The sequence below is a fragment of the Enterobacter sp. SST3 genome (assembly GCF_000286655.1).
GTDB lineage: Bacteria > Pseudomonadota > Gammaproteobacteria > Enterobacterales > Enterobacteriaceae > Enterobacter > Enterobacter roggenkampii.
Map to the genome: position 1 here is coordinate 58,390 of NZ_ALNS01000016.1, position 12,144 is coordinate 70,533.

Genomic DNA, 12,144 nt, shown 5'->3' on the forward strand with positions numbered 1-12,144 from the left:
TTTACAAACTCCTTTTAGTTGTGATTTTCTTCGTGATGAACCAGTAGCAAACAATCGTTAAGAGCAACTGAAAGCCCACAATCGCCGCCATTGTGAAATTTGAATACGTTTGATCCGGGAATAAAGACTGATAAGGCAGCAAGCGAAATAACGCCCAAAACAGGAAGGTAAACCCGAAGATTTTAGCTAACCGTCGCAGTGTGGAACTGAACCACTCTCTGGGGATGCCAGCTGGACTAACTTTGTTTGTCGCGCCACTGTACGCCGTGGTTATGGCGCTCATGACAGGTACGCTGATTAATGTATTGATTAAGATGCTAAAATAGCCGTCTAACGATTCCCAAACTTCTAAATCAGGTTCACCCAAAATGAAGCGGGTAAACTTGTCGGCGCTCTGGAAATCAAAAAGCCCCGTAATAGAATTAACTAATCCATCATACGGAACCATTTCAGCAACGATCAGCACAACAACAGCGAACAGCACTATCTTGATGAATAAACTAAGGGCATGTTTTACCATTGGAGATCACCTCAATCGTGCCGTATGCCTGTAGCTTCCTCATGCAAGGAACATCTATTTTTTGGCTTCTCAACAGAGCATTACGCAACATGGCAAAATCAGAATCATGTGGGAGAGTGATACAACCTTCTGATAGTACGCCTGGATGCAAACGGAAATTGCCACGCTGAACGCTCTCAATCCATGTGTAATCGTCGATCCCCCAATCATCACGCCATAATGCGAACCATTCAGAATGTTTGAACGTTGCACCATTGGCGAAGTGATTATAAATGTCTCTTCCCACTGTGTTTAGCTGTGACTTGAGTCCACCTTGAGGGCGGTCAACAATCCAGTATTTACCCGCTGGTACTGGCCCCTCTTTGGGGATCATTCCACATGCCCCACGATTACGGTAAGCACCATTACCAGAGAAAGCTAAAAACGTGCCTATACCAGGAAACGATAACGGGGAGTAGTACGCATCATTAATTACGAACTTTCCATGTAGAGCCATAGATAACCCTTTTATCTATAATGATTTGTTGGCTTATCGTACTCCTACGCAATCGGACATAAGAAGGTTTTATTCCGAGAGACCTCTGATTTTCAGACAATAGCCCGTTGGTGGTAAGACAACGTGTAAGGCCGTTAGGCGGTAACATCAGAGGTGAGTCAGGAAGCTAAGTTTATCAAGTTGACCATGTAGCCTCAGGGGCGAGACCGAACCGCTGGCAGAGTGAACTGCTCCCTGATGCTAGTAATGTCTTCATAAGCCACATGAGGACATTCCCATGAAGAGGCGTTTTTCCGATTGGCGTAATTACTGCTGCCTATTATACAGAACTGAATATAAATACAGCGGTTTTGCGACAGGTAAAATTGGGTAATACGAGGGGGATTCAGGAAATGGGTTTGGGGGATACTGGTAAATCGCTGGCTTGAAAATCAGTCTTATTTTCCTCATCCAGAAATCTATTCATTCGCTAAAGTACCTTAGACGACAAATTCATCGCATCCAGCCCCTCTTCTCAGATCCCACAAAAATTGATCAAACCTATAGATTAACGATTTACATCACCCTGATTTTGTTATGTGATCCTGTTACAGGCTTTAGTAACGCCCTGCCCAGCCAACCGTAACAGGACTTCATTGATGGAATTTTATCAGGCCGATCCGACGCTTGAGAACTACTGGCGTGGTGTGATCCTCTTTGGAAGGAACGTCGCATCTTACAAATTTGCGCTGGCGTCAGCGTTGTATGAAGTGGATAAGACGGGCAGCGATTTGATTACGCTCGACCAGCTTGCTGTGCCGTTTAGCCGCTATCTTTGCGAGCACCTGAAGCATGCGCCAAAACAGATTACCTCTCGCAGCAGCCAATTCCTGGAAACCTGTCTGAAATTCAACAGAGGTGAAATCACCCATGCCCAGCTCATTGAAGCGACGGTCCGCCTTGGCTTTAACAACGTGATTGATGCCTTTCATTACGTGAACCAGGGCGAGATCGATAAACGTTTTTTCCTTGATGAACGCAAAACCAACAACGGGATCCGCCTGACGCATAACTTCTTTTTACTGGGCGAACGCTTGCAGTATAAAAACCTCGCCTTTGAAACCAATGCCCGCTGGAACCTGGTGGAACAGGCATGGTCGATGGGGATTTCACGTAATCTTGTAGGCGTGGAGTTCGACGAAGATAATCAGCTGTTGTTCACGAAGGTGAACGCGCGTCGCGTAGACATCACCAGCTGCCGCGACAGCCTGAATGGTTATCAGAAAGGACGATGTTTTTACTGCTTCAAACCCATTAGCCTGGTACCGGGAGACGCAGAACTGGCGGACGTCGACCACTTTATTCCCTGGGCTGCCCGCCATGAAGTGAGCAATATTAACGGCGTATGGAACTTAGTGCTGGCCTGTCGATGTTGTAACCGTGGCGTTGAAGGCAAATCTGCACGCATTCCCGAGCTCAGGCTCCTGCAGCGGTTACACACCCGCAATGAGTATTTTATTCAGAGCAAACTGCCGTTACATGAGACGATTTTTCTACAGACGGGGCAACGTCCTGAAGCACGAAAAAGCTTTCTTCAGCGCAACTGGCAGGCTGCGCTGGACAAACTTATCCATACCTGGAAACCCAACGCGGAAGGCGAGGCAACGTTTTAATGACTCTTCACTATTATCAGAACCACGCACAGGATTTCTTCGATGGCACGGTCAATGTCGATATGACCCCGCTTTACGAGGCCTTTACCCAGCATCTGCCTCATGGTGCCCGGGTTCTGGATGCGGGTTGCGGTTCAGGCCGGGACGCAAAAGCCTTTCATGAGATGGGTTTTCAGGTGGATGCTTTTGATGCCTCTTCCGCGATGGTGGAGCTGGCAAGGCAACATACCGGGTTACCCGTGCAGTTGATGACGTTTTCAGAGATCGACGGTGAAGCGCAGTACGATGGGATCTGGTGCTGTGCCTCTTTGCTGCATGTTCCCTCTTCTGAGTTGCCTGCGGTGATGCAGAAACTTGCGGATGCGCTTAAGCCTGGCGGCGTCTGGTATGTATCCTTTAAGTATGGCAACGGTGAACGCGTGCAGGGTGAAAGACGGTTTACGGATCTGGATGAAGAGGGATTGCGGGAGTTGCTGAAGGCGGTTCCGGGCGTCGTGATCAATATGCTATGGATGACAAAGGATAATCGTCCTGGAAGGATTGAGGTTTGGCTGAATGGGACATTAAGAAAAGAACCCATTAATTTGTAAGTTTAAGCTAGCAGACTATTGAATACAGTCATTAATTATCTATAGCTGACCCATAGATTGAAGGCAATCGCTCAATCAAGCGCGATCTCTTGGTCTAACCGGTTCTGGCCGTGCGCACTCAAACAAAAGAGCCTATTCTTACCCATCGGGGAACCAGGAAGTGATAAGCACTCTATCATTCGGACCTTGCCCTCTCACAATTTGCCTTTTCTCATGGCATCCCGCCCCTTCCCCCATTACAATCATCATTTGTTTTTTTGCGAGCAGCATAGCAGTTTTCAGAGGGTAGAAATGACGGTGAAGAACGACAAGGCATGGATTGGAGACCTGTTAGGCGGGCCGCTGATGAGCAGGGAAAGTCGAATCATCGCTGAACTTATGCTTACCGCACCCGATGAACAGACCTGGCAAGAGCAGATCGTCGGTCATAACATTCTGCAAGCCTCCTCGGCCAATACAGCGAAACGCTATGCCACAACGATAAAACTACGCCTGAATACGCTTGATAAAGCCGCGTGGTCACTTATTGCGGAAGGGAGCGAGCGCGAGCGTCAGCAATTGCTATTTGTCGCTCTGGTACTCCATTCACCGGTTGTTAAAGACTTCCTGGCTGAAGTGGTAAACGATCTGCGCCGACAATTTAAAGAAAAGCTCCCTATAGATAGCTGGGATGAGTTCGTGACCAGCCATCTTCGTCAGCAGCCCGTACTCACTAGTTACTCAGATTCATCCATCAAAAAAATGGGTAACAACCTGATTAAAGCACTGGCTGAGGCGGGTTATCTGGATACGCCACGCCGACGTAATCTCCAGTCAGTCTTTCTTTTACCAGAAACCCAGGCAACCTTGCAGCGCCTCGGGCAGCAGGAATTGGGTCCTATTTTGGAGGGGCAACGGTGATCGATCCCGTGCTTGAATACCGCCTGTCACAGGTTCAAAGCCGCATTAGAGAAGAGCGCTTTCTCAAAAACAACGGCTCCGGTAATGAGATTGGTTTTTGGATATTTGATTATCCTGCTGAGAATGAGCTACAGGTGCGTGAACACCTGAAGTATCTTTTCCGTAATCTGGAAAAGGACCACAAGTTCACGCACCTCAACATCTTTCAGATCATTATCGGCATGCTCACCGAACGTGGGCTATTTGAGCGCGTCTGTCAGCAGGAAGTGAAAGTCGGTACCGAAGCGCTGAAAAAACAACTCGTTGGCTTATTGAATCAGAAAAAAATCGCGGATTACATAGCAAAAAAAGTCGATCTTCAGAATCAAGAATTTGTCATCCTGACAGGCATGGGGAATGCCTGGCCGCTGGTTCGTGGCCATGAGCTGATGAGCGCCTTGCAGGACGTAATGGGTTTTACCCCTCTGTTGATGTTTTATCCGGGAACCTATAGCGGACACGATCTCTCCCCCCTGGCGGGTATTGATTCCCGAAATTATTATCGCGCCTTCAGGCTGGTGCCCGAAAGCGGGCCTGCGGCGACATTGAATCCTCGTTAAAGAGCACAGCAATGAATATTGAACAGATCTTTGAGAAACGTCTGGACCGAAATATTAATGGCGTTGTGAAAGCCGAACAGACGGACGATGCCAGTGCCTGGATTGAGCTTGATGAATACGTCATCACCCGGGAACTGGAAGGACATCTTCGCCATTTCTTCGAATCTTATGTCCCGGCAACCGGTCCGGAGCGTATACGCATGGAAAACAAAATTGGCGTATGGGTTTCAGGGTTCTTTGGCTCAGGTAAATCACACTTTATCAAGATTCTGTCGTATCTATTGTCTAACCGCAAAGTCAGCCATAACGGTACAGAACGTAATGCATACTCCTTCTTTGAAGACAAAATCAAAGATGCTCTGTTCCTCGCTGATATCAACAAAGCGGTCCATCATCCGACGGAAGTGATTCTATTCAATATTGATTCTCGTGCTAACGTCGATGACAAAGAAGACGCCATCCTTAAAGTCTTCCTGAAGGTATTTAACGAACGGGTTGGCTACTGCGCTGATTTTCCGCACATCGCTCATCTGGAGCGTGAGCTGGCTAAACGCGGCCAATACGACGCGTTTAAGACCGCATTTTCCACTATCACTGGTTCAAGCTGGGAAAAAGAGCGCGATTCCTACTATTTCATCAGCGATGAAATGGCAGAAGCTCTAAGCCAGGCCACAGGTCAAAGCGTTGACGCCTCGCGTCAATGGGTGGAACAGCTGGATAAGAACTTCCCATTAGATATCAATAATTTTTGCCAGTGGGTCAAAGAGTGGCTGGATGAAAACGGCAAAAACATCCTCTTCATGGTGGATGAGGTCGGCCAGTTCATCGGTAAAAATACGCAGATGATGTTGAAGCTACAGACTATCACTGAAAACCTGGGTGTGATCTGCGGTGGACGCGCATGGGTTATTGTTACCTCCCAGGCGGATATCAATGCGGCCATTGGTGGGATGAGCAGCCGTGACGGACAGGACTTCTCTAAAATTCAGGGCCGTTTCTCTACCCGTTTGCAGCTTTCAAGCTCCAATACATCCGAAGTTATCCAAAAACGTTTGCTGGTGAAAACTGATGCTGCAAGACCCGCGCTGGCGAAAGTCTGGCAGGAAAAAGGCGACATCCTGCGTAACCAGCTTGCCTTTGATCCTACAACCACCGCTTCTTTGCGCCCCTACACCAGTGAAGAAGAATTTATTGATAACTACCCGTTTGTCCCGTGGCACTACCAGATTCTGCAGAAGGTTTTTGAGTCTATCCGGACCAAAGGTGCCGCCGGTAAACAGTTAGCCATGGGTGAACGCTCGCAGTTAGAAGCGTTCCAGACTGCGGCACAGCAGATCGCCCCGCGAGGTCTGGATTCTCTGGTTCCGTTCTGGCGTTTCTATGCCGCAATTGAAAGCTTCCTGGAGCCTGCCGTCAGCCGTACCATTACTCAGGCCTGCCAGAATGGTATTCTTGATGAGTTCGATGGCAACTTACTGAAAACGCTATTCTTGATCCGCTATGTCGATGTTCTGAAAAGTACACTCGATAATCTGGTCACCCTTTCGATAGATAAAATCGATACCGATAAAGTCGAGCTTCGCCGCCGCGTTGAAAAAAGCCTGAACAAACTGGAACGGGAAATGCTGATAGCACGTGTTGAAGACAAATACGTGTTCCTGACCAACGAAGAAAAAGAGATCGAGAACGAGATCCGCAACGTCGAAATCGATTTCTCAGCGATCAATAAAAAACTGGCGTCGATCATCTTTGATGACATTCTGAAAAACAGAAAATATCGCTATCCAGCGAATAAGCAGGACTTTGATATCAGCCGCTTCCTTAACGGGCACCCGTTAGACGGCGCAATGCTTAACGATCTGGTGGTAAAAATTCTTACCCCCAAAGATCCGACCTATACGTTCTATAACAGCGATGCCGCCTGCCGTCCTTATACTTCGGAAGGTGATGGCTGTATTTTGATTCGCCTCCCAGAGGAGGGGCGCACCTGGACCGACATTGATTTAGTCGTTCAGACCGAAAAATTCCTCAAGGACAACGCCGGACAACGCCCGGAACAGGCCAGCCTGCTTTCAGAAAAAGCCCGCGAGAACAGCGTTCGCGAAAAAATGCTGCGCGTCCAGCTAGAGTCGCTTATTGCCGAAGCAGACGTCTGGGCGATTGGCGAGCGTTTACCGAAGAAATCTTCGACGCCGTCCAGCATCGTGGATGAAGCCTGCCGCTATGTGATTGAAAATACGTTTGCCAAGCTAAAAATGCTGAAGCCGTTCAACGGCGATATCGCACGTGAAATCCATGCGCTGCTTACAGTAGAGAATGATACAGAGCTGGATCTAGGCGAGCTGGAGGAATCTAATCCTGAGGCGATGCGGGAAGTGGAAACCTGGGTCAGTATGAACATCGAGTACAATAAACCGGTCTATTTACGCGATGTCCTGAACCACTTTGCTCGTCGACCTTATGGATGGCCAGAAGAAGAAGTGAAGCTGTTGGTTGCTCGCCTGGCACGTAAAGGCAAATTCAGCTTTAGCCAGCAGAATAACAATATCGAGCGTAAGCAGGTGTGGGAACTGTTCAATAACAGTCGTCGCCACAGCGAGCTGCGTCTGCACAAAATTCGTCGTCACGACGAATCACAAATTCGCAAAGCCGCACAACTTATGGCGGATATTGCCCAACAGCCGTTTAGCGAACGTGAAGAACCCGCACTGGTCGAACATATCCGTCAGGTCTTCGACGACTGGAAGCAGGAGCTGAATGTCTTCAGAGCAAAAGCGGAAGGTGGAAACAATCCAGGCAAAAATGAGATTGAGTCAGGTCTGCGCCTGCTGAATTCCATTTTGAATGAAAAAGAAGATTTTGCCCTGATTGAGAAGGTCACCAGCCAGGCCAATGAACTGCTGGATTTCAGTGAAGATCGTGAAGATTTGGTCGATTTCTACCGCAAGCAGTTTGCCACCTGGCAAAAACTGGGTGCTGCACTGAATGGCAGTTTTAAATCCAACCGCAGCGCGCTGGAAAAAGACGCCGTGGCGGTAAAAGCGCTGGGTGAACTGGAAAGTATCTGGCAGATGCCGGAGCCTTACAAGCATCTCAATCGCATCACGCCGCTGATTGAACAGGTTCAGAACGTTAACCATCAGTTAGTTGAACAGCACCGCCAGCGCGCCCTGGAACGAATTGACGCCCGCATCGAAGAGAGTCGTCAACGTTTGCAGGAAGCGCATGCCACATCGGAGCTGCAAAACAGCGTTCTGCTGCCGATGCAAAAAGCCAGAAAGCGCGCTGAGGTCAGCCATTCGATTCCGGAAATTCTGGCGGAACAGCAAGAGACGAAAGCGCTACAAACGGATGCAGAGAAGAAGATTAACCAGTGGATCGACGAGCTGCGTAAAAAGCAGGAAGCCCAGCTACGAGCAGCGAATGAAACCACACGCGCTGCAGAATCACAACAGACCTATGTTGTGGCAGAAAAACCCGTTATCCAACCGGTACCGAAAAAAACGCATCTGGTCAATGTCGCCAGCGAGATGCGCAAAGCCACCGGTGGTGAAGTGCTGGAAACCGCCGAGCAGGTGGAAAAAGCGCTTGATACGCTTCGCGCTGTGCTGCTGGCAGCCATTGAGGCAGGTGACCGGATTCGTCTTCAGTAACCCCCATTTCAGGGCAGCGCTCTGCTGCCCTTTGCAGGATTTTCTATGAATACCAATAACATCAAAAAATACGCTCCACAGGCCCGTAACCAGTTCCGCGATGCGGTGATCCAAAAGCTGACCACGCTGGGGATTTCCGCTGATAAAAAAGGCAATCTGCAAATTGCGGATGCCGAGCTCGTCGGCGAAACCGTGCGCTATGGTCAGTTCGACTACCCCAAATCCACCCTCACCCGCCGAGATCGTCTGGTAAAACGCGCCCGCGAGCAGGGCTTTGACGTGCTGGTTGAGCACTGTGCCTACACCTGGTTCAACCGCTTATGCGCCATTCGTTATATGGAAATCCACAGTTATCTTGACCACGGCTTCCGTATGCTCTCGCACCCGGATAACCCAAACAGCTTTGAAGTGCTGGACCACGTGCCGGAAGTCGCGGAAGCTTTGCTGCCAGAGAAAAAGGCGCAGCTGGTCGAGATGAAGCTTTCCGGCAACCAGGACGAAGCCATCTACCGTGAATTGCTGCTGGCCCAGTGCCACGCCCTGCACCGCGCGATGCCTTTCCTGTTTGAAGCAGTCGACGATGAAGCTGAACTGCTGCTGCCGGATAACCTGACCCGCACCGACTCCATTCTACGCGGTCTGGTGGACGGTATTCCGGAAGAAGACTGGCAAGAAGTTGAGGTTATCGGCTGGCTATATCAGTTCTATATATCTGAGAAAAAAGATGCGGTTATCGGCAAAGTAGTAAAGAGCGAAGATATTCCTGCTGCCACCCAGCTGTTTACCCCAAACTGGATTGTGCAGTATCTGGTACAGAACTCCGTCGGCCGCCAGTGGTTGCAGACCTATCCGGATTCGCCGCTGAAAAGCAAAATGGACTACTACATCGAGCCTGCGGAGCAAACGCCGGAAGTGCAGGCGCAGCTGGCGGCGATTACGCCTTCCAGTATTGAACCGGAAAGCATCAAGGTACTCGACCCGGCCTGCGGCTCCGGACATATTTTGATTGAAGCCTATAATGTGCTGAAAAATATCTACGAAGAGCGCGGTTATCGCGCCCGCGATATTCCGCAATTGATTCTGGAACATAATATTTTTGGTCTCGATATCGACGACCGCGCTGCCCAACTTTCCGGTTTTGCATTATTAATGATGGCCCGTCAGGATGACCGACGGATATTCACCCGCGACGTGCGCCTGAATATTGTCTCCCTGCAGGATAGTCTGCATCTGGATATTGCTAAGCTGTGGCAACAGCTGAACTTCCACCAGCAGAGCCAGACCGGCAGCATGGGAGATATGTTTGCGGAAAATACCGCATTAGCTCATGCCGATAGCGCGGAATACCAGCTGCTGTTGCGCACGCTGAAGCGCTTTGTAAATGCCAAAACGCTGGGCTCGCTGATTCAGGTGCCACAGGAAGAAGAAGCGGAACTGAAGGCGTTTCTCAATGCGCTGTATCGACTGGAACAGGAAGGAGATTTCCAGCAGAAGGCAGCGGCGAAAGCGTTTATTCCGTATATTCAGCAGGCGTGGATCCTGGTGCAGCAGTATGATGCGGTAGTGGCGAATCCGCCGTATATGGGCAGTAAAGGAATGAATGGTGAGCTGAAAGAGTTTGCCAAAAATAATTTCCCGGATAGTAAAGCTGATTTATTTTCGATGTTTATGCAGCATGCTTTTTCTTTGCTTAAAGAAAATGGGTTTAATGCACAAATAAATATGCAAGTCTGGATGTATTTATCAACATTCAAAAAATTAAGAAAACATATCCTTATAAATCATACTATAATTAACATGCTGCACTTAGGCGCACGAGCTTTTGAACAGATATCTGGTGAAATAGTTCAAACAACTGCTTTTGTAATTAGCAAAACTAATTATTATGATTACAAACCAAAATTTATAAAATTAACCTCACTGAATGCGTCCAGTAAAGCTGTTGCACTTTACAATAATGAATTCCATTATAATATATACACCCAAAAAGATTTTTTCTCTATTCCTTCAAATCCTATTTGCTATTGGATATCCCCTGACATTTTATTAGGCTTTAAAAAATGGGCGGCTATATCTGATTATGCTTGTTGCTTGAGCGGATTGATCACAAAAGGAACAGATGAATTCATTCGATTTAAGCATGAGGTAAATGTGAATAAAATCAATGAATTTTTAACAAACTCACGCGAACCCATCGGTAATAAAAAATGGGTACCTTTAATTCATCAAATAAGTAATATGGCTTTCCTAGGAGAGAGTGATTCCCTAGTTGATTATAAAGACAATGGTTCACATTACTCCAAGCCAGGCAATGGTTCGCTAAGAAATAAAGAAAGTTATTTTCAAGAATGTATTTCTTGGGCTGACGTGAGCTCAGGGAACTACTCTTTCGCAAAGTTTCCAAAAGGTTATATCCCTAATTCCACATCGCATTTCATGATATTAAAAAATAACAAAGATAGCAATTTTTTATTAGGGTTTCTGAATTCAAATTATGCAAGATATATTTTTAATATAATAAACCCATCTATTCACCTTAATCCTGGAGAAGTGGCATCTTTACCTATACCTCAGAATGCGCAGGCACAAGACTGGAGCCATATAGATAAAATTTTAATCCTCAAAAAAGAAATTTCTCTATTTGATGAGCGCTCAATTTTTTTCAATGCACATAAGTTGCTTTGCAAGAAACTAAAAATGAAAGATTCTTTTAAATTTAATGAAGAAGAGTTAACAAAAAAAGAAAAAGAAATAAATGACCTAACAATATTAAACGAAGAAAAAGTTTGCAATATTGTAGGAATAGCCTACTCAAAACCTAAAGCGATTGTGAATAGTATATTGCTTAAAGAGCTCATTATACGTTACATAAGTGTGAACATCGGCTGCATGATGGGTCGCTACTCCCTCGATCGCGAAGGCCTAGTCTACGCCCATGAAGGCAACAAAGGATTTGCCGAACTTGTCGCTGAAGGCGCATACAAAACCTTCCCTGCGGACAATGACGGTATCCTGCCGCTGATGGATGACGAGTGGTTTGACGACGACGTCACCTCTCGCGTCAAAGAGTTTGTCCGCACCGTCTGGAGCGAAGAACACCTGCAGGAAAACCTAGACTTTATCGCTGAAAGCCTCTGTTTATACGCGCTCAAGCCGAAAAAAGGAGAATCTGCGCTGGATACCATCCGTCGCTATCTTTCCACCCAGTTCTGGAAAGATCATATGAAGATGTATAAAAAGCGGCCGATCTACTGGCTGTTCAGCTCCGGTAAAGAGAAAGCGTTTGAGTGTCTGGTCTATCTGCATCGCTACAACGACGCGACGCTGGCGAGAATGCGTACCGAATACGTGGTGCCGCTGCTGGCGCGCTACCAGGCCAATATCGATCGTTTGAACGAACAGGTCGATGGTGCCTCCGGCGGCGAAGCCACCCGTTTGAAGCGCGATCGCGACAATCTGAGCAAGAAATTCAACGAACTGCGCAGCTTCGACGATCGCTTACGCCACTATGCTGATATGAGAATCAGTATTGATCTCGACGACGGCGTTAAGGTTAACTACGGTAAGTTTGGCGATCTGCTGGCGGATGTGAAAGCCATTACCGGCAATGCGCCTGAGGTGATTTAATCGAATAACTTACCTTCCCACACCACCGGGCTTCAGCCTGGTGGTGATCTCGATACGGGAAACCGGCCTTATTCAGGCATCCGTCACCTCCAGTTCATGATAAAATG

At 47.7% G+C, this 12,144-nt stretch carries 8 protein-coding genes; 6 read left to right on the forward strand and 2 right to left on the reverse strand.

Features of this window, described 5'->3' with window-relative positions; all coding sequences use genetic code 11:
• Position 1 precedes the first annotated feature (1 nt).
• Both B498_RS11130 and B498_RS22285 read right to left on the reverse strand, forming a co-directional pair.
• Positions 2-520 carry a hypothetical protein gene (locus B498_RS11130; protein WP_008501361.1) on the reverse strand — a complete coding sequence of 173 codons (519 nt, stop codon included), beginning with the start codon at positions 518-520 and terminating at the stop codon, positions 2-4.
• Entirely contained in the window at positions 501-1,016 is a 516-nt protein-coding gene (locus B498_RS22285) for a DUF2778 domain-containing protein (RefSeq protein WP_008501362.1), read from the reverse strand. Before B498_RS22285 ends, B498_RS11130 begins: the two co-directional genes overlap by 20 nt.
• A 638-nt stretch (positions 1,017-1,654) precedes the next feature.
• Here B498_RS22285 and B498_RS11125 point away from each other — a divergent pair.
• From B498_RS11125 to pglX, 6 genes are all read left to right on the forward strand, one after another.
• The gene (locus tag B498_RS11125) at positions 1,655-2,668 is read left to right on the forward strand and encodes an HNH endonuclease domain-containing protein (RefSeq protein ID WP_008501363.1); all 1,014 of its coding nucleotides are present in this window, start codon (positions 1,655-1,657) and stop codon (positions 2,666-2,668) included.
• Positions 2,668-3,258, forward strand: a complete 591-nt coding sequence (locus tag B498_RS11120) for a class I SAM-dependent methyltransferase (RefSeq protein ID WP_008501364.1) — start codon at positions 2,668-2,670, stop codon at positions 3,256-3,258. Before B498_RS11125 ends, B498_RS11120 begins: the two co-directional genes overlap by 1 nt.
• Positions 3,259-3,555: 297 nt before the next feature.
• Positions 3,556-4,158: a DUF1819 family protein gene (locus B498_RS11115; protein ID WP_085930306.1), complete on the forward strand. Its 603-nt coding sequence runs from the start codon at positions 3,556-3,558 to the stop codon at positions 4,156-4,158.
• A complete protein-coding gene (locus B498_RS11110) occupies positions 4,155-4,757 on the forward strand; it encodes a DUF1788 domain-containing protein (protein WP_008501366.1) in 603 nt (200 codons plus the stop codon). Before B498_RS11115 ends, B498_RS11110 begins: the two co-directional genes overlap by 4 nt.
• A gap of 11 nt (positions 4,758-4,768) precedes the next feature.
• Complete coding sequence (gene brxC, locus B498_RS11105) at positions 4,769-8,410, forward strand: BREX system P-loop protein BrxC (RefSeq protein WP_008501367.1); 3,642 nt, start codon at positions 4,769-4,771, stop codon at positions 8,408-8,410.
• 45 nt (positions 8,411-8,455) lie between these two features.
• Complete coding sequence (pglX, locus tag B498_RS11100) at positions 8,456-12,037, forward strand: BREX-1 system adenine-specific DNA-methyltransferase PglX (protein WP_008501368.1); 3,582 nt, start codon at positions 8,456-8,458, stop codon at positions 12,035-12,037.
• The last annotated feature ends 107 nt before the right edge of the window (positions 12,038-12,144 follow it).